Annotated in this window: 30 protein-coding genes; 18 read left to right on the top strand and 12 right to left on the bottom strand. The window is 62.5% G+C overall.

Features of this window, described 5'->3' with window-relative positions; translation table 11 throughout:
• The coding region (locus tag EOA23_RS16165; protein WP_245474191.1) for a thiamine pyrophosphate-binding protein at positions 1-771 on the bottom strand (771 nt) is incomplete at its 3' end.
• A gap of 146 nt (positions 772-917) precedes the next feature.
• On the opposite strand from EOA23_RS16165, the gene EOA23_RS16170 reads away from it, so the two are divergent.
• From EOA23_RS16170 to EOA23_RS16185, 4 genes are all read left to right on the top strand, one after another.
• Positions 918-1,811: an alpha/beta hydrolase gene (locus EOA23_RS16170; protein WP_127304864.1), complete on the top strand. Its 894-nt coding sequence runs from the start codon at positions 918-920 to the stop codon at positions 1,809-1,811.
• Positions 1,812-2,047: 236 nt separating this feature from the next.
• A complete protein-coding gene (locus tag EOA23_RS16175; protein ID WP_126062601.1) occupies positions 2,048-2,236 on the top strand; it encodes a hypothetical protein in 189 nt (62 codons plus the stop codon).
• Between the two features lie 366 nt (positions 2,237-2,602).
• Positions 2,603-4,717 carry a catalase gene (locus EOA23_RS16180; RefSeq protein ID WP_126062600.1) on the top strand — a complete coding sequence of 705 codons (2,115 nt, stop codon included), beginning with the start codon at positions 2,603-2,605 and terminating at the stop codon, positions 4,715-4,717.
• A gap of 232 nt (positions 4,718-4,949) precedes the next feature.
• Positions 4,950-5,213 (top strand): hypothetical protein, encoded by a 264-nt coding sequence (locus EOA23_RS16185; RefSeq protein WP_042647291.1) that lies wholly within the window; start codon positions 4,950-4,952, stop codon positions 5,211-5,213.
• Positions 5,214-5,239: 26 nt separating this feature from the next.
• Here EOA23_RS16185 and EOA23_RS16190 read toward each other — a convergent pair whose 3' ends face one another.
• From EOA23_RS16190 to EOA23_RS16200, 3 genes are read right to left on the bottom strand one after another with little or no spacing between them, the layout of a single operon-like run.
• Entirely contained in the window at positions 5,240-5,452 is a 213-nt protein-coding gene (locus EOA23_RS16190; RefSeq protein WP_127304865.1) for a hypothetical protein, read from the bottom strand.
• Between the two features lie 39 nt (positions 5,453-5,491).
• Positions 5,492-6,091: a hypothetical protein gene (locus EOA23_RS16195; RefSeq protein ID WP_127304866.1), complete on the bottom strand. Its 600-nt coding sequence runs from the start codon at positions 6,089-6,091 to the stop codon at positions 5,492-5,494.
• 14 nt (positions 6,092-6,105) lie between these two features.
• A complete protein-coding gene (locus EOA23_RS16200) occupies positions 6,106-6,834 on the bottom strand; it encodes a DUF4142 domain-containing protein (RefSeq protein WP_127304867.1) in 729 nt (242 codons plus the stop codon).
• Here EOA23_RS16200 and EOA23_RS16205 point away from each other — a divergent pair.
• From EOA23_RS16205 to EOA23_RS16220, 4 genes are all read left to right on the top strand, one after another.
• Positions 6,827-7,111: a hypothetical protein gene (locus EOA23_RS16205; protein WP_127304868.1), complete on the top strand. Its 285-nt coding sequence runs from the start codon at positions 6,827-6,829 to the stop codon at positions 7,109-7,111. The two genes, EOA23_RS16200 and EOA23_RS16205, sit on opposite strands and share 8 nt — an antisense overlap.
• 123 nt (positions 7,112-7,234) lie before the next feature.
• Entirely contained in the window at positions 7,235-7,450 is a 216-nt protein-coding gene (locus tag EOA23_RS16210; protein ID WP_126062596.1) for a hypothetical protein, read from the top strand.
• Positions 7,450-8,052 (top strand): isochorismatase family cysteine hydrolase, encoded by a 603-nt coding sequence (locus EOA23_RS16215; protein ID WP_127304869.1) that lies wholly within the window; start codon positions 7,450-7,452, stop codon positions 8,050-8,052. Before EOA23_RS16210 ends, EOA23_RS16215 begins: the two co-directional genes overlap by 1 nt.
• Before the next feature lie 399 nt (positions 8,053-8,451).
• Positions 8,452-9,387, top strand: coding sequence for a hypothetical protein (locus EOA23_RS16220; RefSeq protein WP_127304870.1), 936 nt, complete (start codon positions 8,452-8,454; stop codon positions 9,385-9,387).
• 178 nt (positions 9,388-9,565) lie between these two features.
• On the opposite strand, the gene EOA23_RS16225 is transcribed toward EOA23_RS16220, so the two are convergent.
• Together EOA23_RS16225 and EOA23_RS16230 are read right to left on the bottom strand one after the other, a co-directional pair.
• Positions 9,566-10,654: an HWE histidine kinase domain-containing protein gene (locus EOA23_RS16225; protein ID WP_127304871.1), complete on the bottom strand. Its 1,089-nt coding sequence runs from the start codon at positions 10,652-10,654 to the stop codon at positions 9,566-9,568.
• Entirely contained in the window at positions 10,654-11,397 is a 744-nt protein-coding gene (locus EOA23_RS16230; protein WP_126062592.1) for a Crp/Fnr family transcriptional regulator, read from the bottom strand. The genes EOA23_RS16225 and EOA23_RS16230 overlap by 1 nt, the downstream gene beginning before the upstream one ends.
• Before the next feature lie 107 nt (positions 11,398-11,504).
• On the opposite strand from EOA23_RS16230, the gene EOA23_RS16235 reads away from it, so the two are divergent.
• The gene (locus tag EOA23_RS16235) at positions 11,505-11,894 is read left to right on the top strand and encodes a response regulator (RefSeq protein WP_127304872.1); all 390 of its coding nucleotides are present in this window, start codon (positions 11,505-11,507) and stop codon (positions 11,892-11,894) included.
• A gap of 116 nt (positions 11,895-12,010) precedes the next feature.
• On the opposite strand, the gene EOA23_RS16240 is transcribed toward EOA23_RS16235, so the two are convergent.
• Positions 12,011-12,229 carry a hypothetical protein gene (locus EOA23_RS16240; RefSeq protein ID WP_127304873.1) on the bottom strand — a complete coding sequence of 73 codons (219 nt, stop codon included), beginning with the start codon at positions 12,227-12,229 and terminating at the stop codon, positions 12,011-12,013.
• A gap of 366 nt (positions 12,230-12,595) precedes the next feature.
• Here EOA23_RS16240 and EOA23_RS16245 point away from each other — a divergent pair, with 366 nt between their 5' ends.
• Entirely contained in the window at positions 12,596-12,811 is a 216-nt protein-coding gene (locus tag EOA23_RS16245; RefSeq protein ID WP_126062589.1) for a hypothetical protein, read from the top strand.
• 114 nt (positions 12,812-12,925) lie between these two features.
• Positions 12,926-13,153 carry a hypothetical protein gene (locus EOA23_RS16250; RefSeq protein ID WP_127304874.1) on the top strand — a complete coding sequence of 76 codons (228 nt, stop codon included), beginning with the start codon at positions 12,926-12,928 and terminating at the stop codon, positions 13,151-13,153.
• Positions 13,154-13,155: 2 nt separating this feature from the next.
• On the opposite strand, the gene EOA23_RS16255 is transcribed toward EOA23_RS16250, so the two are convergent.
• Complete coding sequence (locus tag EOA23_RS16255) at positions 13,156-13,440, bottom strand: DUF982 domain-containing protein (RefSeq protein ID WP_245474195.1); 285 nt, start codon at positions 13,438-13,440, stop codon at positions 13,156-13,158.
• A gap of 317 nt (positions 13,441-13,757) precedes the next feature.
• Between EOA23_RS16255 and EOA23_RS35705 the strand changes: the two genes are divergently transcribed.
• The 3 genes from EOA23_RS35705 to EOA23_RS16265 all read left to right on the top strand — a co-directional run bounded on the left by EOA23_RS35705 (position 13,758) and on the right by EOA23_RS16265 (position 15,581).
• A complete protein-coding gene (locus EOA23_RS35705; protein WP_189341621.1) occupies positions 13,758-13,919 on the top strand; it encodes a hypothetical protein in 162 nt (53 codons plus the stop codon).
• Positions 13,920-14,032: 113 nt separating this feature from the next.
• Positions 14,033-14,839: a nucleotidyltransferase family protein gene (locus EOA23_RS16260; protein ID WP_126062587.1), complete on the top strand. Its 807-nt coding sequence runs from the start codon at positions 14,033-14,035 to the stop codon at positions 14,837-14,839.
• Complete coding sequence (locus EOA23_RS16265) at positions 14,832-15,581, top strand: metallophosphoesterase (RefSeq protein WP_127304875.1); 750 nt, start codon at positions 14,832-14,834, stop codon at positions 15,579-15,581. The genes EOA23_RS16260 and EOA23_RS16265 overlap by 8 nt, the downstream gene beginning before the upstream one ends.
• Before the next feature lie 3 nt (positions 15,582-15,584).
• Here the strand turns inward: EOA23_RS16265 and EOA23_RS16270 are convergent, their stop codons facing one another.
• On the bottom strand, positions 15,585-15,866 hold the full coding sequence (locus EOA23_RS16270; protein WP_127304876.1) for a hypothetical protein: 282 nt from the start codon (positions 15,864-15,866) through the stop codon (positions 15,585-15,587).
• Positions 15,867-16,028: 162 nt separating this feature from the next.
• Between EOA23_RS16270 and EOA23_RS16275 the strand changes: the two genes are divergently transcribed.
• Entirely contained in the window at positions 16,029-17,240 is a 1,212-nt protein-coding gene (locus tag EOA23_RS16275) for an FAD-binding oxidoreductase (RefSeq protein WP_127304877.1), read from the top strand.
• A 5-nt stretch (positions 17,241-17,245) separates the two neighbouring features.
• On the opposite strand, the gene EOA23_RS16280 is transcribed toward EOA23_RS16275, so the two are convergent.
• Genes EOA23_RS16280 through EOA23_RS16290 form a run of 3 tightly spaced genes read right to left on the bottom strand, consistent with a single transcriptional unit; the run spans position 17,246 to position 19,172 of the window.
• Positions 17,246-18,256, bottom strand: a complete 1,011-nt coding sequence (locus EOA23_RS16280) for an ATP-dependent DNA ligase (protein ID WP_127304878.1) — start codon at positions 18,254-18,256, stop codon at positions 17,246-17,248.
• Positions 18,250-18,681, bottom strand: coding sequence for a GFA family protein (locus EOA23_RS16285; RefSeq protein ID WP_127304879.1), 432 nt, complete (start codon positions 18,679-18,681; stop codon positions 18,250-18,252). The genes EOA23_RS16280 and EOA23_RS16285 overlap by 7 nt, the downstream gene beginning before the upstream one ends.
• A gap of 47 nt (positions 18,682-18,728) precedes the next feature.
• A complete protein-coding gene (locus tag EOA23_RS16290) occupies positions 18,729-19,172 on the bottom strand; it encodes a PPC domain-containing DNA-binding protein (RefSeq protein ID WP_127304880.1) in 444 nt (147 codons plus the stop codon).
• A 244-nt stretch (positions 19,173-19,416) separates the two neighbouring features.
• Between EOA23_RS16290 and EOA23_RS16295 the strand changes: the two genes are divergently transcribed.
• The 3 genes from EOA23_RS16295 to EOA23_RS16305 all read left to right on the top strand — a co-directional run.
• The gene (locus EOA23_RS16295; RefSeq protein WP_348628568.1) at positions 19,417-19,983 is read left to right on the top strand and encodes a (2Fe-2S)-binding protein; all 567 of its coding nucleotides are present in this window, start codon (positions 19,417-19,419) and stop codon (positions 19,981-19,983) included.
• Between the two features lies 1 nt (position 19,984).
• On the top strand, positions 19,985-21,007 hold the full coding sequence (locus EOA23_RS16300) for a xanthine dehydrogenase family protein subunit M (protein ID WP_127304882.1): 1,023 nt from the start codon (positions 19,985-19,987) through the stop codon (positions 21,005-21,007).
• Positions 21,008-21,042: 35 nt separating this feature from the next.
• Positions 21,043-22,017: molybdopterin cofactor-binding domain-containing protein (locus EOA23_RS16305; RefSeq protein ID WP_245474196.1), on the top strand; the 975-nt coding region annotated here is incomplete at its 3' end.

A 22,017-nucleotide genomic window follows, 5' to 3' on the forward strand; every position in this document is an offset into this window, starting at 1 on the left:
GCCGCCCGTGGTGTAGGGATGGTCGTCCGGCAGCACCGCCTTGCCAAGCAAGGCCTTGACGATCGGCGCCTGCAGCAACCGGGCCGTTTCTTCGAGCTCGGCCGCCGCGCCGATCGCTCCGCGCCCCGCCAGGATCGCCACGCGCCGCGCGTCGTTGAGGATTGCCGCCGCTTTGTGCAGCTCCGCATCCTGGGCTAGGCAGTGGGGGGCGAACATGTCTTGCGGCGTGTGTGCCGGCCGGTTGCGCTTGGATCGCTTGGCCGCGTCGGCGGGCTGTTCCTGGACATCGCTGGCGATCGAAAGATGCGCGACGCCCTTGCGGGCGAGCGCCGTGCGGCAGGCGAGGCTTGCCACGTTCTCCATATGCGCGGCATCCGAGACCTGGACGTTGTAGACGCTGACGTCGTTGAAGACGCGGGTGAGATCGACATCCTGCTGCGTGAAAGTCTCGATCAGGTCATGGAACTGCATGCCGGTGATCGCCAGCACCGGCGCCTGGTCGAGCTTGGCGTCGTAGAGGCCGGTGAGAAGATGCGTGCCGCCGGGTCCGGATGTTGCGAGGCACACCCCGAGCTTCCCTGTCCATTTGGCGTAGGCGCAAGCCATGAACGCAGCCGATTCCTCGTGCCGCACCTGGACGAACGATATCCTGTCCTGGTTCTTGCGCAGCGCTTCCATGACGCCGTTTATGCCGTCGCCAGGCAACCCGAACACGACTTCGACGTTCCAGGCAATCAAGGTGTCGACGAGAATTTCGGCTGCATTGGGCATGGCGAGGCTCCGCTGTTGGCTTTCCGAACCAGCGAGGCTGCGGTTGGTTCCCTCGCCGGATCGAGGCGGCTCATGGCCAAAAGCAACCAACCCGATTGCGCAGGGTTGGGTCGCTGCCGCAGAGTGATGGCCCTGAGGAGGCGTCCATGGAACCTGTTTTCTGCGATACTTCGCTTTTGCGGGTCGCCTATCTGAGCGGTGGATCCGAGGATGGACCGCCTGTGCTGCTCCTCCATGGCTGGCCGGATGATGCGACGACTTTTGCGGATGTGGCGCCATCGCTTCAGGCCGCGGGCTTCCGAACCTTCGCGCCATGGCTGCGCGGATTTGGGAAGACCTCGTTCCACTCCGATCAAACGATGCGCTCAGGCGAGATCGCCGCCATGGCGCAGGACGCGCTCGACTTTGCCGACGCCATCGGCCTCGAACGGTTCGCGGTTGTCGGCCATGACTGGGGCGCGCGTATCGCCTATCTGCTCGCCTCCGTCTTTCCGCAGCGCATAACATGCTGCGCGGCGCTTTCGCTGGGGTGGCTGCCCGGACCGCCTCCGACGCCGCCCTTGGAGCAGACGAAAGCCTTCTGGTATCAGTGGTTCATGGCGACCGGGCGCGGCGAAGAGTTCGTGCGACAGCACGGTCGCTCGTTCGCGCGTTTCCAGTGGGACAGTTGGAGTCCCCCAGGCTGGTTCGACGACGCGCTGTTCGAACGGGTGGCGAGATCCTTCGAAAATCCCGACTGGCCGGATGTCACGCTGCATTCCTATCGCGTGCGCTGGGGCGAGGCGGATCCCGACCCGCGCTATGCTGAACTTGCGCGCAAGCAAATTGAGGCGAAGGTCATCTCGGTGCCGACATTGGTCCTTCATGGCGATGATGATCGCGTCGTTCTGCCGGATTCCTCCGAAGGCAAGGAACCGTATTTTACCGCCGGTTATGAGCGTGCGCTCCTACCGGGTGTCGGTCATTTCCCAACTCGGGAAGCTCCTGCTCAGGTCCGGGAGAGGCTGGAGAAATTCCTGGACGACTTCGGCAGACAATAAAGCATGTCTTCCGAAAGTGGGAACCGGTTTCCGGATAAAGACATGCGTCAGATCAAAAAACCTAAAGTGCATGGAGCGAATCTGAAGATCGTGACGCGCTTTAGGCGACGTCGACTTCCGCGTCCGGGAAAGCTGCATTGAAAGGACGTTCGTCGGTCCAGCGGAAGAGCGAAGCAGGAACCTTTTTTCCGTCAGTGGGTTAGTGGGCAGGCATTAACCCATGTTAGGGCGCGGCCGTGGCACGGAAGGTTCGTGAAACACTGAGATCGGAACAGGAGCTGTCCGAGACGACAACGCCGGAACGCGAGACGACCGTCGCGTTGGAGGCGCTGGGATCCGAGGAAGCGCCGTCTCGAATGCTGGAACTGGCGCGAAAGCTGGACGCCGCGATCGCGTCACATGCGCGCAAGGCCCGTCCCAATTGACTTTCAACTGACGACGCTCTGATCGCGCCGACCCGGAACAATCAGGGTCGGCATCTGTTCGCCTGTGAAACGTTACATGGGCAGTCCGATGAAGAGCCTGATTCAAAGCCTGATGGCCGAGTTCCTGCCGCGCTGGTGGCGCCGAAAATCTCGCATCCCCGCGCTGCGAGAGGTGCCCGCGTGTGCATCCTCGCGGGTAACGCCGGACCGCTCCCAGGCAAGCGGGGCAGGGGAGGGATCGGACGACGTTCAAAGATAGTTCGAGCTGGGCATGCCCGCCTCCGCCAGCGGGAACATTCGCCCCGATTGCTCGTTCGGCAACATCATTCAGCGAGCACATTTCACCGAGCAAAAGGGACACCGACAATGCCGAAGAAAGCTTCCCCGGCCGACGCTACAGCCGTGGCTGAGATTCATGACCAGAAACTTGTCCGCGGCAATGGCGGCGAGCTGCATCAGGTGGCCAAAGGCAAGGTCGAGGTGCAGACGACGGCGCTTGGCGCGCCGATCGCTGATGACCACAACACGTTGAAGATCGGCGACCGCGGTCCCACGCTGATCGAGGATTTTCATTTCCGCGAAAAGATCTTCCATTTCGATCATGAGCGCATCCCCGAGCGCGTCGTCCACGCGCGCGGCTACGGCGCCCATGGCTTCTTCGAGACGTATGAGTCGCTCGCCAAGTACACCAAGGCCGATATCTTCCAGCGGCCCGGCGAGAAGACACCCGCCTTCGTTCGTTTCTCGACCGTCGCTGGCAGCAAGGGGTCCTTCGACCTGGCGCGGGATGTGCGGGGCTTCGCCGTGAAGCTCTATACCAAGGAGGGCAATTGGGACCTCGTCGGCAACAACATCCCGGTCTTCTTCATCCAGGATGCGATCAGGTTTCCGGATATGGTCCATGCCGTGAAAGAGGAGCCGGACAGGGCGTTCCCGCAGGCCCAATCCGCGCATGACAATTTCTGGGACTTCATCTCGCTCACGCCGGAATCGATGCACATGATCATGTGGATCATGTCCGATCGCGCCATTCCCCGGTCGTTCCGGTTCATGCAGGGTTTTGGCGTGCACACGTTCCGTTTGGTCAACGCCAAGGATGAATCGACCTTCGTCAAATTCATCTGGAAGCCGAAGCTCGGCATGCAGTCGGTGGTCTGGAACGAAGCCGTGAAGATCAACGGCGCCGATCCCGATTTTCACCGCCGCGACCTCTGGAACGCCATCCAATCCGGCGATTTTCCGGAGTGGGAGCTCTGCGTACAACTCTTCGACCAGGATTTCGCCGACAGTTTCGACTTCGACATCCTCGATCCGACCAAGATCATTCCCGAGGAGATCATCGAGCCGATCCCGGTCGGGCGCCTTGTTCTCGATCGCATGCCTGAGAACTTCTTCGCCGAGACCGAACAAGTTGCCTTCATGACGCAGAACGTGCCGCCAGGCATCGACTTCTCCAACGATCCCCTGCTGCAGGGACGCAACTTCTCCTATCTCGACACGCAGCTCAAGCGCCTGGGCAGCCCCAACTTCACCCACCTTCCCATCAACGCGCCGAAATGTCCCTTCCATCATTTCCAGCAGGACGGTCACATGGCGATGCGCAATCCCGCCGGCCGCGCCAACTATCAGCCGAATTCCTGGGGCGAGGGGCCGCGTGAGTCACCCGAGCGGGGCTTCCGCTCCTTTGCCGATGCGGAGGAGGGGCAGAAGGTCCGGCTGCGGGCGGAGAGCTTCGCCGATCACTACAGTCAGGCCCGGCAATTCTTCATCAGCCAGACCGAGCCTGAGCAGCGTCACATCGCGATGGCTTTGACGTTCGAACTGAGCAAGGTCGAGACGCCGGTCATCCGCGAGCGGATGATCTCCCATCTGCTCAACATCGACGAGACGCTGGCGACCACGGTCGCCGACAAGCTCGGCATCAAGACCATGCCGGCGCCTGCCGACGCGGCCGTGCCGACACGCGATGACCTCGAGCCGTCGCCCGCGCTCAGCATCATCAACAACGGGCCGGACACCTTCAAGGGCCGCAAGATCGGCGTGCTCGTCAGCGACGGCATCGATTCCGGCCTGCTGCAAGCGGTGCGGGATGCGGCGCAAGCCGAAGGCGCCAAGGTGGAAATCGTGGCGCGCCGGGTGGGCGGTGTCGAGGCAGGCGATGGCAGCTGGATCGAAGCCAATCACATGATCGACGGCGGTCCTTCCGTTCTCTTCGATGCGGTCGTGCTGCTCGTTTCGGAGGAAGGCGCCGAGATGCTGTCCAGGGATGCTGCGGCAAAGGACTTCGTGTCCGATGCCTTCGCGCATCTGAAGTTCATCGGCTTCGTCGCGGGTGCCGGACCTCTGCTGGCAAGCGCCGGGGTAGCGGCCGATGCGGACGAGGGGCTCATCGAGCTCACGGGCGGCGATTCCGCGCGCTCGTTCGTCGAGGCTTGCCGCAAGTTGCGGCTTTGGGCGAGAGAGAGCGCCGTCAAACTCTGACTTTCGCGGGAACATTTCGAGCGGCTGCCGGTTCGAAAGAAGATCGCCCTCCCTCCAGCGATCCAGGGTCCCATCAAGACCTGACAAGGCCCGTTGCCGCATGCAGGCAGCGGGCCTTCTCTATCTGCCGATATTCGGTCGCTTGCGAGCCCACAAAAGCAAGCCCCACGGGAACAAGCGGATGCCTGCGGGGTTGCTTTCGAGAGAAGGGAACTCTCAGCAGGAGGTCGCAATGAGCGAGGCCATGACCACCTCAAATCACGAAGTGATCCGAGCTTGGATCGAGGCGCGCGAAGGCCGGCCTGCCGTTGTCGCGACGCCAGGGAAGGCTGCGACGCTGCGGGTCGATTTCGGTGCCGGCGACGAAGATCTGAGGCCGATCGAATGGGAGGATTTCTTCAAGGTGCTGGACGACAGCAACCTGGCGTTCGTTCACCAGGACATGACCGCCGAGGGCAGCACCAGCCGCTTCAATAAGTTCGTGCCGCGCGAGTAGCCATTCGGGAGCAACGATTTCGACTGTCACTGAGCCCCCGGCATCTTGCTGGCGTCCTGTGGATTCTTCGTGATGCCGGCAGCTGGCGAGGTATCCTGCGGCGCATTCCCGCCCTGGTTTTGTTCGGGCGTGCGCTTCCATGGCGCCGAAGACGAGCCGCTGTCGACACGAATGAAGACCCAGTAACATGCCAGCAGCACGACCAAAGTCAGTATGAGCGGCAAAACAACACGTCTCATGCCGATTCCTTCCTGGCCTTTGTCGAGCGCGTGTCTGGCTCAGGCTCCCCGCCGTCGCGCCGCCTCGCGCTCGACATCGTCAGCCGAATAATCGCCGGCGGCCGGGTCGAATGCTGCCCATCCGTCCGCTTGGTATTCACTGCGGCGGTCGGCGATGTCGACCGATGCGGAGCTGCGGAGAATTTCACGGGCTTCCGAAGCGAGGTCGTCCTCGACGCGAGCCGTCACCAGCGTGCCGCCTCGGCGGACGCCTTCGGCATAGACATGCGCGTCCTGCTCCGGCACGCCGGCGTCGGTCAGGCTGCCGATGATGCCGCCGGCCGCGCCGCCGACAATCGCTCCGGCGACGGCGCCCGCGGCCGTCGCCGCCAGCCAGCCGGCCGCGACCACAGGCCCGACGCCCGGTATCGCCATCGCGCCCAGGCCCGTTGCCAGGCCGCCGGCGCCACCCACGACCGCGCCGATACCGGCGCCGCTGGCGGCGTCCTCGGCTGCGGGGGATTGCGTGTTCCGGTACCAGCCGCGCACATTGTTGGCCATGATGCTGATGTCCGACGACGGAACGCCGGTCGACTCCAACGCGCCCACGGCGTCGGCGGCATCGTCATAGTCGTCGAACAGGGCGGTGATCGTTTGCATGTCGGTTCTCCTGTCTATTGTTGGCCGGCAAAGACGTTGCCCTGGTAATCGAGCGCGACGGAGGTGCCCTTGCCGTCCTTTGTCGCGTGGCCGCGCCAGATGCCCTGTTCGTCCTTGGCGAGGGCGGACACGTCCGCATAGCCGGCATCCTGGATGCGCGTCTTCGCCTGCGCTTCGGTGAAGCTGTTCGCGCCGGGGACCGGAGCGGGTGGTTTGGGCGTCGATGCCGATTTGACCGCCGGCGTGCTCGCGCTGGCGCCGGCGATCTTCTCGACCATGTCCTGATGCATCTTCAGCGTCGGCAGCGTCTCAGCAGCGAAAGATTTGAGGGCAGGATTGTCTCCGTCCTTGGCGTAGGCCTCGAACAGGCCGACGGCGTCGGCATGCGCCTTGCGCTGCATCTCGACGTAAGGCTGGTCCAGCGAAGCTGTCGTGCTCTGCAATCGTTCCAGATCGCTCTTATGAGCGGCATCGGATTGCGCCGGCACCTGCAGCTTCTGCTCGCCGGCAATCTTCTGCAATTTGGCGTTCGCCGCGCCGTGATCGGCGATCATACGCTTGGCGAAATCCTTGATCTGCTGATCCTTCGCACTGTCCTGCGCGATCTTGCTCGAATCCACTTCGAACATCCCGCCGATCGCAGCCTTGTTGACGAAGGTCTGCGCGTCGTCGGCCGCGAAGGCAGGGAGGGCAAGCATCAGCGCGGCGGTCGCCGACGGGATAAGGAATATCCGCATGCTCATGGGCAAGGCTCCTTTGGTCTTGGTGGCACCGAACCACCGTTCCGGCCCTTTGTTCCCCAAGGGCCCTCGTTTCCATGACGTAAAAAATCGCCCGGCCGTGGCGGGGCGGATTTTGGGTTGGATCCGCTTGGGTGCCGAAGGTGCCCGGACGACAAATCAGGCAGCGTCAGCCGCCACGCTGCCTCTGTCGCCGATGACGGCAACAAACCTCGTATCGGGCCAATCGTTCGATGAATTTTTCCGGCGCACCGGCCAAAAACATCATTTGTTATTGTGACTTGGCAAATCGAGGCCGGTCGGCGCGAGCGCTTTTCGAAAAATGTGGCAAGCGCCTGCCTTGATGGAACGGAGGACTTTAATCGGAGTTTAGCGGCAGACAACGCGATGGAGAAAATCCAACATGGAATATGCTGCCGAAAATCTTCGTCCTGAAATCGCCGAACGGGAACGGTGCGCGGCCATGGCCGAGGCGCAAGCGAGGGAATTCGAACGCATCAAGATGTATCCGGTGGCACGCGCAATGCGCGCCTTGGCCTGCCGCATCAAAGAGTCCAGCCTGACACAGGAATTCGACACGCGAACTGCTTCTCGCAATATCGAACGCGCTGCGGTCTGATGGCCTCGACCGCGCTCTCACCGATCTCGGCGAAAGCCGTCCATATTTGCGTAGACATGCAGCAGATGTTCACGCCGCCGTGGCCATGGGCGGTCGATTGGCTGCCCGTGATCCTGCCACAAGTTCAGAGGCTGGTGCGCAAGCGACCCGAAGCCACGATCTTCACCAGGTTCATCCCCGCGCGAAATCCGGGGGAGGGCCACGGCCAGTGGAAACAATATTATGAGCATTGGGCGGACATGACGATCGCAAGGGCCGGCGAGGAGGCGGTCGGCCTTCTGCCCGAGCTTGCCGTCCATATCCCGCCGGCGCGAGTGTTCGATAAGCCGATCTATTCACCGTGGCTGAGCGGCGAACTGGCTGGCGTGCTTCAGTCCGAAGGCGTCGAGGAAGTCATCGTCAGCGGCGGTGAGGCCGATATGTGTGTTTTGGCGACCCTGCTTGGCTCCATCGATCTGGGTTATCGAACGATCCTCGCGGAGGACGCCATCTGCAGCGCATCCGATGAGGCCTATGACAACATCCTGAAGCTCTTCACCAAGCGGTACTCCCACCATGTCGAGGTCGCGCCGGTGGAGGCAATTGTCGAATGCTGGCGATAGCGGAGAGGCGGCGCCCCCGACCAGCAGACCGCTTTTCGTTCGGAACATCTCGCCACTTTCTTAGTTCGGTCGGCGCCGGCGCGTTCTGGGTCCCGAATGCGCGGTCTTGGGCGTCAGGCGTCCTATCGAAAGGCTCGCCCGTTCACCCCCTTTGCGGGCGAGCCTTCCGTCGGTCCAAGATTTGCGGGCGGTGATGGCGTTTGCGTCAGGCCCTGAGTTTAACAGCTGATTGAAACAAGTAGTTCAGGCGGAACGAAAGCCAGACCTAGGAATTAAATACAAGAATTCTAACACTACTTACAGGAGGACGAAATGGGACGAGGTATTCTGCTCTGGCTGCTCGGCGTTCCAATTCCGATCATCATCCTTTTGATGCTTTTTGCACGTTAGGAGCCGACGATGACCTTTTCCACGGCCGACGAACCCGCAACGATTGAGACATCATCCTCCGCCGTCAATTGGGGGCCGATCGTGGCCGGCGCTTTTGCGGCGGCCACTTTGACCGTCATCCTCATGCTTGTCGGTTCCGGACTCGGCTTGGCGATGATGTCGCCATGGGGTAGCCCTACCCTGACGACATTTGCGGTGTCGACCGCGGTCTGGCTGGTCATCGTGCAATGGCTGTCATCTGCGTTGGGCGGCTATGTCGCTGGGCGGCTTCGCACGAAGTGGGTCAACGTGCACACCGACGAGGTGTATTTCCGCGACACCGCGCATGGATTCCTGGCCTGGGCGCTGGCCACGCTGCTCGTGGCCACGGTTCTCGGCTCGGCGGTCTCCGGAATTGCCGGGACGGGCGCCCAGGCGACGACTGGTTTGCTGAGCGGCGCGGCCGCCGGTGCGGCTTCGCAGGCTTCGTCGGCGCAAACTCCGTCCGCTAACGATCTCGCCGGCTATTTCGTGGACGCGCTCTTCCGGCCGGCCGGCAACGCGGCCGCGCCTACAGCGGCGGCAACGCCCCAAAACAACGCGGACGCCGCGGCACAGGCCGCACGCATACTGACAATCAGCGCTGCGAACGGCGAAATGAGCGCGGATGACAAGGCGTATCTTGCTCAACTCGTGGCATCCCGGACGGGCCTTCCCCAGGCTGAGGCGCAGAAGCGGGTCGACGAGGTCCTGGCGCGTGCCGAAGACGCCAAGAACAAAGCCAAGGCAGCCGCCGACAAGGCCCGCAAGGCGAGCGCCACCGCTGCACTGGTTGGCGCGCTGTCGCTGGTGATCGGCGCGTTCATCGCCGCGGTCGCGGCAGCGCTAGGCGGCAGGCAAAGAGACGAAGACGAGGCGGGCTATTTGCGCAGCGACTCCCGGACGGTTACGACCGCCGTCGGCTAAAGCATGTCTCCCGAAAGTGGGAACCGTTTTCGGGAGAAAGACATGCGTAAATAAAAAACCTAAAGCGCATGGAGCGAATCTAAAAGATTGCGACGCGCTTTAGAGTGGTTCACCGTTTCACGGAAACGGTGAACCACTGTATCTCTTTGTTTTGTCGCAACTTCCAGCGAAAAGCCGCTCACACTTTTCCTGAAATTGCTCTTATGGCGCGAAGCGGGACGGCAGCCGTGAAATTGAGACCGCTCGGAGCGAACCGCAACTCCACCGTCGCTCCGAGCTCGTAAGGCAAGGTCCGCTCGAGCACCTCGAAACCGAAGCCGCGCCGCTCCGTCTGCTCCAAATCGTCAACACCGCTTTCAGCCCAGACGAAGCGGAGCAGATCTTCCTCCAAACGCCATTCGATGTCGATGCGGCCAGTCCGGTTGGAGCTGGCAAGCGCTCCGTATTTCAAAGCATTCGTTGCCAGTTCGTGGATGGCCAAGCCCATCGTCTCGGCAGCCTTGGGGGCGAGCGTCAATGGCGGCCCCTCGATCGTCAGGTTATCGCCCTCCCGGCCCCCGGCGGCGCGCAATTCCTCGGCGACGATTAATGCCAGGTTGATCTCGATCGACGGACGGCGTGTGATCGCCGCCTGCACGCGGGCGAAGGCGTTGATGCGACCTTCCAGGTGAGCCGCGGCTTCGTCCAGGGATTCGCTTTTCTCCATCGTACGCCGCACGATCGAGCGGATCACGGCCAGCGTGTTGCGGATATGATGCTGCAATTCGGCGAAGTGGGCCTGCTGCTGTTCCTCTGCTTGCTTCTGGCGCGTGATGTCCTGGCCGACGCCACCAATATAAGCGACCTTTCCAGCCTCATCGCGCATCGGAAAGCCGGAATCGCGCAGCCACCGTATCTCGTTGTCGGCCGGCCGGCAGATGCGGTATTGGAAGGTTGCGCGTTCGCCGTCGCGTATGCGCTCGATCTGGCCCAGCACATGCTCGCGATCCTCGGGCACGATAAGGTCGATCCAGGTGGCGAAATTGTCGCCGGCCAGGGCCTTTTGGCGGCTCATCCCGTAAATGGCGTCGAAGGCCGGCGTCAGGTATTCCCACTGCAGCGTGTCGGCATTGCGGGCCCAGAGCACGTCCGAGGCGGCTTCGGCGAAACCCCGCAGGGTCTCGTCGCTCTCCCGCAGGCGGGCTTCGGCACGCGCATGCCCGCGCAAGCCCGGTTTGACATCTGCCAGACCGGGTTCAAGCGGCTTGTTGGGCGGGCCCTTGGACATCACTCCTCGTTGGCGTCGAGATGCCTGCCCTCGCGATCGAGATGCAGATAATTGGGATTGAACAGCGCGACATCCTGCAATGCCTGGAGGTTGGGAATGGTCAGCGTCCTGTCCTTCAGCACGATGAGGTTCGAGGCCCGCAGCTCCTGCAGCGTGCGATTGACGTGAACCGTCGACATGCCCAGCGTCTCGCCCAGTTCCGTCTGCGTCAACGGGAATTCGCAACTGCTGTCGCTTGTGCAGCCGGCGGCCTCCAGCCGGATGAACAGCTCGCACAACAGATGCGCCATCCGCTCGAGCGCATCGCGCTGGCCGAGGTTGACCGTCCACTCGCGCTGGATCGCCGCCGCGACCAGCGATTCCCACCACAGAGCCTGAGTGATGCGCGGATGTCCGATCATCATCTCGTCGAAGGCGGCGCGCGAAATTTCCGAGACCGAGACTGGCGTGATGGCGCCGATCGAGTGGTCCATTTCTTTCAGGATGAAGACGTTGAGGTCACAGAGATCGCCGGGGAGGAAGAAAGCAATGATTTGCCGCCGCCCGTCCTCGAGCGTCTTATAGCGGCAGGCCCAGCCCTCGTTGATCAGGTTGATGAACTCAGGTTTCTCGCCTTCGTGGATGATGTCTTCGCGCGCGGCGAAGCGCCGGACGCGTTGCGCCGCAATTCTGACCAGCATCTCCTTGTCGGCCTGCGAAAGGCGCGTGAATTTCTCAAGCTTGCGGATCAGAGGTCGCCTCATCCCAGTGCTCTTTCCCCGTGATACACACAATGATGCGATGGCGACCTTACCTATGTTAATGTCGGACCGCGTAAGACGGTCCAAATGACTCCCTCGGGAGGCTTGCCATGAACGAGAAATTCGCCGGCGCTCGTGTTCTGGTCATGGAAGACGAGTATTTTCTGGCTGAGGATATCACAAAAGCCCTCTTGGGGCTCGGGCTGACGGTCATCGGTCCCTTCGCGACCCGTGACAAGGCCTTGAACTCCCTTGACCTGGATTGCGTCGACGCCGCCATACTTGATCTCGATCTGGCCGGTGGCATCGACTTTGCCGTGGCGGACGCGCTGCTGGAAAGGCGGCTTCCGTTTGTGTTCGCCACCGGTTATGACGCCGCTGCCATCCCCCCACGCTTTGCTGAGATTCGCAGGTTCGAAAAACCTTGCGACGCAACGGAACTGGCGCGCCACATTGTGGACATGACCCGCGAGTCGCTGCCGATCCCTTGCGATCGATAATGGGTTGGTGCCGGACTAAAGCATGTCTCCCGAAAGTGGGAACCGGTTTCGGGATAAAGACATGCGTAAAATTAAAACCCAAAGCGCATGGAGCGATCTGAAGATCGCGACGCGCTTTAGATGGCCGTCAAATCGAAGCTCACGGCATGGCCATGCCTGACGGCCGATCGCGCGATCATGTTGCTCAATTGCGGCCTCTCGACCGAGCAATCCGGCATGACGGTCAGGATGGCCCTCGTGGCCGCGGCGACCGACACCGGCGTGCGCTGCGAGGAACGCGTTTCCATGTAGTGTTCGATAAGCTCGTTCAGCCGCACAGGATGATATTTGATCACGCCGCAACCTCCCTTAGCCGCGCTTTGTTGTGTTTGCATTTGATAATTGCGCCCTGCCTCGGGCCACGCATTAACCCATGCGAGGGAGGCGGAAATTCTTTGGAAGCTTCGGCGGTCAAGACCCCGATCGCAAAAAGGGCCCGCCTCGCCTGGGGGTAGAGTTAGGCGGGCCCTCCGGCTCTTCGGTTGCCACCGTCTTGTAAGCCAGGGCCGAAATTTATCCGACCCCGGAAAGAGTCGCTTTAACCTGCGTTATTGTCGGGGGCCTGAGCCGGGCGCAGATATCTTCAGCGTCACCCGGCGGACCCGGTTGAGTGGCGCCTGGGGTCGCCCGCGAGGCGCTCAGCCAAGCAACAAGAGAACAAAATGGTCTCCGCTGCCAATGGCTATGACTTTTCCGACATCAAGGCTGTTGCGCGCGAGCTCGTGCAGTCCGATCCGTCCGTGTCGATAGAGGACATAGTCCGCTCGCTTTACGAAGATCTCTACGAAGGCCAACCCTGCCCGCCGGCGTTGATTGAAGCCGTAAAGCAGGCGTTGCAGCACCCGGCCAGCGGGCAAACAGGCGCAGGTGGTACCTGATGTGCGCCGCTCTTGTCCGCCCTGAGCTGCATCGGCCGCTGAGAGTTGTCATGGCAGTGCTGGAGCGGCTTGTCGGCTGAAGGGAACATGCGGCTTCCCCCGGTGTTGGGCATCATGGATGATCTGCGCTCGCATCGCATCCAGCTCGACCTGGAACATCTTCTCCAAACCCGCCGACGCGCGGAGCGTCTGATCGGCGAAACCGGTTCGGCGATCGCCAGAAGTCGCATTTTGCTGCAGCAGTCCCGACAGTTGCTGGCCAAGATCGGGCGAGACAGAAGCCTTGATCCGCCTTGGCAAAGTGCTCAAGGCACCCGGCGAGAAGCGCGCAGCCAGAAATAGCGTCAGGCTTGGTCGCCCAGGAAAATCCTGGCGTCCTTTGCGGCGTCTACGAAAGCCTGGCGAGCCACGCGTGGCGGCTTCTCGTCCCGCAGCACCGCAAGGCACGCCCTGATGGCGTGATGCCGGGCGCGGGAGTTGGGCTTCGGCCAGGTATGCAGAAGGACGTCGGCCGCATCCAGCACAGTGACCACCACCCGATCACGATCGATCCGGCCGGGCTGCACGATAACCGGTTTGCGAAAACGTTTGATGCGTTTTGAGCGCATGATCGCTTTACCGCTGACCATTCGCCCAAAGAGAAGCGCTCAATCCCCGCCGCCATCAACAACCTATGTTAAGGCGGCGGCGCAATCATCGTGCAACATAGGTTGGCCTTTGTCCCTCACTTAGGCCAGGCCCGGCCTGCAATCCTGTGTCACGGACGAAAACGCAGGTCGGGCTTCATCCGTACGGGCTCATGGCGAGCTGCCAGCGTGTTCAAGCCACCAACGACTGATGTGCGGTCTCCGTTCCGACAGCGGAACATTTGATCCTTTCACCAGTTAGCGGACGACCGCCGACCCTGCTTGCGGGAGCACAGCCTTCAATCCGGGAAGGAAGATCAATGTCAGGCACCGACTTGTGGTTCATCGTCGTCGCGGGCGGCCCCCTCATTCTCATGCTCGTGATCGTCTACGTTCTCCTTACCCGCCGCCGCCGCGGACCGGCAGAGCGGCGCGAGAGCGACCGGGCAACCCAGCGTCTGTACCGGGACGAAGGCGACTAGCGCCTCTGTCCTGGCGAAGCTCGTCAAAGCGTGACGTCAAGCGCGGAACAACGCCGGTCTGCCGCTGTTTACCGAAACATGGGAATGAAGATCGAAAGCCGGAGCAACGGTTGATGGCCAATGACGAGTTGCCGGGAGTGCTGGCGACGCTGCCGGTTATCGATGCAAAGGCGGAGCCGACGCTGAAGAGCGCGGAGGCGGAAGCGTTCTACACACATGCAATCCGCGAACTCGCCGCCACCGACATTCCGTTTCTGGTTGCCGGGACTTATGCGGTCAGCGCCTATACCGGCGTCGTACGCCAGACCAAGGATCTCGACATCTTCTGCAAGCCCGGCGATTGCCCACGCATCCTCACCCATTTCAAGGATATCGGCTACGCCGTCGAGATCGAGGACGATCGCTGGCTGGGCAAGGTCTTCGAAGGACCGCATTTCTTCGACGTGATCTTTGCTTCCGCCAACGGGACCATGCACGTGGAGGACCAGTGGCTGGAGCATGCCCGCCAGGTCGAGCTGCTGGGCAGCCGGGTCAGGATCATCGGCCCGACCGAGCTTATCTGGTCGAAATGCTTCATCCAGGACAGGGGCCGGCATGATGGCGCCGACATCGCCCATACCATACTCAAGGCGCATGAGCAGATCGATTGGCAAAGATTGCTCTCCTATCTCGACACCCACTGGGAGGTGCTCTTGATGCAGTTGCTGAATTTCAGATGGATCTATCCCAGCGAACGCGACCACATTCCCGACTGGCTGCTCGACAATCTGCTCGACCGGCTCGGCAGGCAGCGGAAACTGCCTTCGCCGCGCATGAAGATCTGCCGCGGCCGGCTTTTGTCGCAGGTTGACTACGAGATCGACGTCAAGGAATGGGGCTTCGCCGGCGTCGGCGGCGTTGGAGAATTCCGCGATGGCTGAACAAAGCAGGACAGGCCGCAAAGCGAACGGCAACGGCAAGGTCAAGATCGCCGCCATGGGCGATCTGCATGTTCAGGAAGATGCGCAGACGTCCTACCGCGACCTGTTCGGCGAGGTTTCCCGAGAAGCGGACGTCCTGGTGCTCACCGGCGATCTCACCAATCTCGGCAAGCCGAAGGAGGCCGAGCTCCTCGCGGAGGATTTGCGCGCCTGCTCCATTCCCGTGGTCGCGGTGCTCGGCAACCACGATTACGAATCCGGCTGCGTCGACCAGATCGCGGCGACGCTCCGCCAGGCCGGTGTCTATCTCCTAGATGGGCAAGCGACGGAGCTGATGGAAGTCGGCTTTGTCGGCGTCAAGGGTTTTGTCGGCGGCTTCGGCTCGAGGATGCTTGGCCCTTTCGGCGAGCCGGCGATCAAGGCCATGGTGGCCGAGAGCGTCAACGAGGCGATGCGGCTCGAGAACGCCATGCGGCAGGTCCGCGCCAAGCGCACGCTGGTGGTGCTTCACTATGCGCCGATCGCGGAGACGGTCGCCGGCGAGCCGCCGGAAATCTTTCCGTTCCTCGGATCGTCGCGGCTTGCCGAAACGATCGACCGGTTCAAGGTGAGCGCGGTCGTGCACGGCCATGCCCATCGTGGCACTTTCGAGGGCCAGACCCCCGGCGGCGCCAAAGTCTATAACGTCGCCATGCACATCACGAAGCCGACGGGCCGTCCCTACGCGCTGCTCGAAATCTGATCGTTAGACCTCGTCGAACCGGTTGCCTTCCTTGGAAGGGTCCTTCGACAGGACGCGTTCTTCTTTGTCATCAGGCAAGGCTTCATCGCTGTCCTGGAAGGGGTTGTCGTCATCCTCTTCCGGAAGGTCGCCTTCCGCTTCGGCATCGTCCTGCGGGTCACCGTTCACCGCGACGCTGTCAGGCACGATCCTGCTGCCCTCCAGAGCGTCCCAGTCCTGCTGTTCGATGGTCGGCGCTTCGGTTTCGTCGGTCTTTGCAGGCCGCTGTTTGTCGCGCGGGTCCATGACGTTCTCCATTTCTGAGCTTCAAGTGAAGAACCTCTCGCAGAAACAGTTGTTCCGCTTCAAATCCAATCACGGGGTTGGCGCGTCCAATCACGGGGTTGGCGCGGTTGCCCGGGAACAGCACGGTGCCTTGTGACTTATCGTGCCGAACCGGGAACTTTCATGCCTCGCCAGCTCGATCTCAGAAGCGGCAAACCTGTCTGGTCTGCCTATCGCTCGCCCGCGGTGCCGGCGGAACGCCTGACCCGAGATGCAAAGACCGATGTCCTGATCGTCGGCATGGGCATTAGCGGCGCGATGATGGCCGAAGCTTTGACCCGCGACGGCCACGCCGTCATTTGCATCGACAGGCGTGGGCCGTTGCAGGGCTCGACGGCCGCGACGACGGCACTCGTCGCGTTCGAGATCGATCAACCGCTGACAAGGCTGTCCAGGATGATTGGAGGCGATGCCGCTCGGCAGGCCTGGATCCGCTCGCGGCTGTCGCTGCTCAACCTGCGCGGGCGCATCGCGGAACTCGATATTCGCTGCCGGTCGGCCGAGACGCCGTCGCTCTATTTGGCCGGCAATCGGCTCGATGCCCCGGAGCTGCGCAGCGAGGCCGAAGCGCGTCGTGAGGCAGGCATTGGAGCGTCCTTCCTGCCACGCAAGAAGCTGAGAGAAGATTTCGGGATAGAGCGCGCCGCAGCGATTCTGAGCCACGGCAATCTGGCGCTCGATCCACGCAAATTGACGTCCGGGCTGCTGATGAGGGCGTTGCAACGCAAAGGACGGCTCTATGCGCCGGCGGAAGCGACTGCCATCGAAGATACCCGCCTCGGCGTGACGGTGGCGACGCGCCACGGTCCGAGGATACATGCTCGCCATCTTGTCCTTGCGACCGGCTACGAGCTGCTCGATATCGTGCCGAGGACCGGCCATCGCATCATCTCGACATGGGCGATTGCCACCCGGTCGCAGCCGGAGAAGATCTGGCCGCTCGCCGCCCTGATCTGGGAAGCTTCGGACCCTTATCTCTATCTCAGGGCGACATCCGATGGTCGCGTGATCTGCGGCGGCGAAGACGAGGAGTTCACCGACGAGGAACGGCGCGACGCCCTGACCGCGCAAAAGACGGACCGCCTTGAGGAGAAACTCGGCAGAATCTTCCCGCGACTCGACACCACTGCGGAATTCGCCTGGACCGGCTCGTTCGGAGCCACCGACACCGGACTTCCGATTATCGGCAGTCTGCCCGGCCACCCGCGCGTTCATGCGGTGATGGGCTACGGCGGAAACGGAATCACGTTTTCACAGATCGCGTCCGAGATCGTCTCGGCTTCCATCGCCGGCAAGGAGGATGCGGATGCGAGCCTCTTCGCGTTCAAGAGATGATTGGGCTACGCGATCTGCTCGAACGTGCACTGCCGCGGCGCCTTGTCCGGCCGCCAGCGCAGCAACCTCGTGCCATGCCGGAAGCGCTCACCGGTGACATGGTCGAAACGAACCTCGACGACCAGGTCCGGCTTCACCGGCTCCCATTCACCGCTGCGCTCGGTGCTCCAGCGGCTCGGACCGCCCGGCGCCTTGCCGGTGAAGCCCGGCCCGCCGCGCAAGGCCTCGAGCTTCGCCGTGAGCGCCGCGCGGTCTTCATTGGCGATGGTCGATGTGAACCCGACATGATCGAGCTGCCCATTGTCGTTGTAGAGGCCGAGCAGAAGCGATCCGACCTGCCGTTTGCCGTTCAGATAGCGGAAGCCGCCGACCACGCAGTCGGCGGTGCGCAGCCGCTTGACCTTGACCATCGCGCGCTCGCCCGGCCGATATGGATCGTCGAGCATCTTGGCCACGACACCATCTGTCGAACCGCCGGCGCCTTGCAGCCATTGCCTGGCGGTGGCGACATTGGTGGTCGATGGCGACAGCTGGAGGCCGGGATTGGCCGCCTTGGACAGAAAGGCCTCCAAAGCCTCGCGCCGGGCCCGCAGGGGTCGTTCGAGCATGATCTTGCCTCCCGGGGCGACCAGCATGTCGAACAGGATCAGCCGCGCCGGCGTCTCGATGCTGAGCTTGCGGATACGGCTCTCCGCGGGGTGCAGCCGCATTTGCAGCGCATCGAAGGAAGCGCGACCGTCGATCTTGATGACGATCTCGCCGTCGACGACGAAATCCTCCGCATCGAGGCTTTCCATCGTCGCCATCAATTCGGGAAAGTAGCGGCCAAGCGGCTTTCCGGATTTCGCCCTAAGATCGACGGCCTTGCCGTCCTTGAAGGCAAGGCAACGGAAGCCATCCCATTTCGGCTCGTATTGCCAGGAACCATTTCCCTCCGGCAACGCTTCCGCCGTTCGCGCTTCCATCGGCGGCGTTTCCGATGGTGACGGCAGGTCGCTCCGGCGCGCCGCTACCATCGTTCTTCCGTGTCGTGGTGCGGCAGGTCGATGCCGCAGCAGACCCAGCCGAGCCGTTGCGAGGAGCCGTAATTGTGACGCGGCTCAAGCCCGGACGGATCGTCAAAGGTCCCGATATGCATCGCGACCTCGCGAGGGTTCGCGTCGTAGGCAAGGGTAAGAGGCGTGCCGCAGGACTGGCAGAAGCTTCTGCGGGCGATCGGCGAGGAGCGGCGATAGGCTGGTTCCGTGGTCAGCCACAAGAGGTCGGCGACAGGCGCCCAGCCAAGCACGGCGAAGGCGCTCCCGGTCGCGCGCCGGCACATATCGCAATGGCAGTAATGCACGCGCGGCTCTGCCGTCAGACAATAGCGGATGTTGCCGCACAGGCATCCGCCATATCGCTCGACGGCTGCGTTTCGCGTAAAGAGGTCCGCATGTTCCATCAAGCTTGAACGCTCGACCGAAGATGCGGTTTCGGCAGCGCGGGATCTCACGCGTCGAGATCGATCAGGGCGATGCCGAGGCCCGGTCGCTTCGTGCGCCGCAAATGCACAGGCGATTCCGTCACCGTGACTTCGAGGGTCGGCTTCACCACGCCTTCCAGCAGGTGCCCACCGCGGGTGGATCCGTCGCTCAGGCCCAGCACCGCATGCAGATGCAGGCTTGGCTTGCCGCTGTCGTCGACGGCGATGTCGCCGATGGCGCTCAGCACCTCACACTGCTCGTCGACCGGTAGCTTGCGGTAGGATTTCGAGCCGAAATCGAACCAGCCGACCGTTGCTCTCTCGAAGGCGCCGATTGCCGTCAGCGAGGCGCCGGTAATTCCCTTCTGCCCCGCGAAAGCCGTAAGGGAGGCGAAGGCTTCCTCGCCCGGATCGAGCACGACCACGAATATTCTCTGTCCCGAGGTTTCAGTGACCAGCTTTGATTTCATGATGCCCTACTGACGGAGAGATGGACTGGCACAGAACGCCTCGCCGCGCCGCATGTTCCCGGCGAAGCCTCGCGGCACTCCGGTTGAGCAGGAGCCTCACAGTTTGGTGAAGTGTCGCGGTTCTGCGTTCAGCGCCGGAACAATGGAACCATCGAAAGGTTAGCGCACAAGACCAGCCAGCCAGGAGCGAGCCATGTCCCAGCCTTCAGTCGCATCAAACAACGGGTTCAGTCGAAGAAGGTTCATGGCAGGTACTGTTTCGGCGGCGGCAGCACCGTTGCTAGCATCGACCGCGCAGGCTGAGGCGCCAGTCATCTCCCAAACAAAGTTGAGGCAGCCGGTCGTAACGTCGCTCAGGATCGACGAGCAGCCCTATGAACTTTCGCTCGACACCCGAACCAGCCTGCTCGACGCGTTGCGCGACCACGCCGGCCTTACCGGCACCAAAAAGGGCTGCGACCACGGCCAGTGCGGCGCCTGCACGGTGCTGGTTGACGGCAAGCGGGTGCTGTCTTGCCTGAGCTTCGCCGTGATGAACGAAGGCAAGGACATCACGACGATCGAAGGGCTCGCCTCAAGCGACGGCAAGCTGCATCCGATGCAGCAGGCCTTCATCGACCACGATGCCTTCCAGTGCGGCTATTGCACGCCGGGCCAGATCCTGTCGGCGATCGGTTGCGTCAATGAAGGTCACGCCGAATCCGAGAATGACATCCGCGAATATATGAGCGGCAATATCTGCCGCTGCGCCGCCTATCCCAACATCGTCGCCGCCATCCTGCAGGCGCGCGACGAGACGAAGGGAGCCTGACATGCGTCCGTTCGTCTATGAACAGCCTGCCGACATCTCCGCGGCGGTCGCGATCGCGTCCCGGTTCACGACCAACGACGATCAACCCACGCGAGCCAATGCGCAGTTCATCGCGGGGGGTACCAACCTTGCCGACTACATGAAACTCGGCGTGGCGGAACCCAACCGCCTGCTTGATCTCAACCGGCTCAAGGAGTCTGGACTGAGGCAAATCCGGGTAACCGATGACGGCATCCGCTTCGGCGCCCTGGCGCGTATGGGCGAGGCTGCGGATCACCGAGAGGTCAAGGAGCGATATCCCGTCATTGCCGACAGTTTGCGTTTGGCGGCAAGCGGCCAGATCCGCAACATGGCAAGCCTGGCCGGAAACATCCTGCAACGCACGCGCTGCGAATATTTTCGCGAGACGTCTTGGCAATGCAACAAGCGTGTGCCTGGCTCCGGCTGCGCTGCGATGGAAGGCTTCAACCGGCAGCATGCGGTTCTGGGGGACAGCGATGCATGCATCGCCACTTATCATGGCGATTTCGCCCAGGCGTTGATCGCGCTCGATGCCGTCGTCCATGCCGAAGGCTCGCGCGGCGCACGAAAGATCCCGTTCGCCAAGCTGCATCGGCAGCCCGGCGACACGCCACATATCGAGACCGATCTCGCCGCCGACGAGATCATCACTGCGATCGAAGTGCCCGCCATCCCATGGGCCCGGCGCTCGCTTTACCTGAAAATCCGCGACCGCGAATCCTATGCCTTTGCGCTGGCTTCGGCGGCTGTCGCGCTCGACCTGGACGGCGAGACCGTGCGCGAGGCACGCATCGCGCTCGGCGGTGTGGCGACCGTGCCCTGGCGTGCCAGCGCGGCCGAACAAAGCCTGCAAGGCAAGAAGCTCGACGAGGCATCGGCGGAAGCGGCGGCCGACGCCGCCTTCGCCCAAGCCCGACCGCGCCAGCACAACGCATTCAAGATCGAGCTTGGAAAACGAACGCTGGTGCGGGCACTGCTTGAAACCCGAGACATGAAGGTGTGACCATGGACGCTGCCGCTCCCAGACCTAAGGAGAACATGGGCGAACCGCTGCCGCGCATCGATGCACGGTTGAAAGTCACCGGACAAGCCCACTATCCCGCCGATCTGCCCACCGGCAACATTGCCTATGGCGCGCTGGCCACCAGCAGCATTGCCAAGGGCAAAGTGACGAAGCTTCGTCTCGACGAAGCCCGCGCGGTGCCCGGCCTGCTCGACATCGTCACCTATGGCGACATGGAGAAGGTCGACAAACCGAAATTCGGCAATTCCGGCGCGACTTCTATTGGACCGCTGCACGACAGGACGATCTTCCATGACGGTCAGATCGTCGCGCTCGCGGTTGCCGAGACATTCGAGGCGGCCGAAGAAGCGGCGCGGCTGATCCGCGCCGAGTACGAGGAAGAGAAGCCGACTGCGACTTTCGACAGCCCGGGGACGGCGACCATCCCTGCCGCCGGAAAGAGCCCTCTGTTCAAGGAAGATGTGAAGGCGGGCGACTTCGATGCGGCCTATGCCGATGCGGCGGTCAAGATCGACCAGCGCTATTCGACGCCCACGCAGCACCACAACCCGATCGAGCTGTTTTCAACGACGGCCTTCTGGGAAGGCGACCAGCTGACCGTTCACGAGCCGTCGCAGAATGTGACCGGCTGGAAGGTCGAGTTGGCAAGGCAGTTGAAGATCGACCCTGCGAAGGTACGCATCGTCAGCCCCTTCATCGGCGGGGCCTTCGGCTCGAAGGGGCCGATGACTCCGCGCACGGCAATCGTGGCGGTGGCCGCCAAGCGCCTCGGACGTCCGGTGCGCTGCGTGACCAGCCGCATGCAGGCATTCGGCACGCAGACCTATCGGGCCGAAACCCGGCACCGCATCCGCATCGGCGCCGGCAAGGACGGCCGCATCACCGCCTTCGCGCATGAAGGCTGGGAGGTGACGTCGCGCCCGGACGCCTATGTCGTCGGCGGCACGTCGGCCACCGGCCGCATGTACGACTACGGCTCTGTGCTGACC

The sequence above is a fragment of the Mesorhizobium sp. M2A.F.Ca.ET.042.01.1.1 genome (genome assembly GCF_003997405.1).
GTDB lineage: Bacteria > Pseudomonadota > Alphaproteobacteria > Rhizobiales > Rhizobiaceae > Mesorhizobium.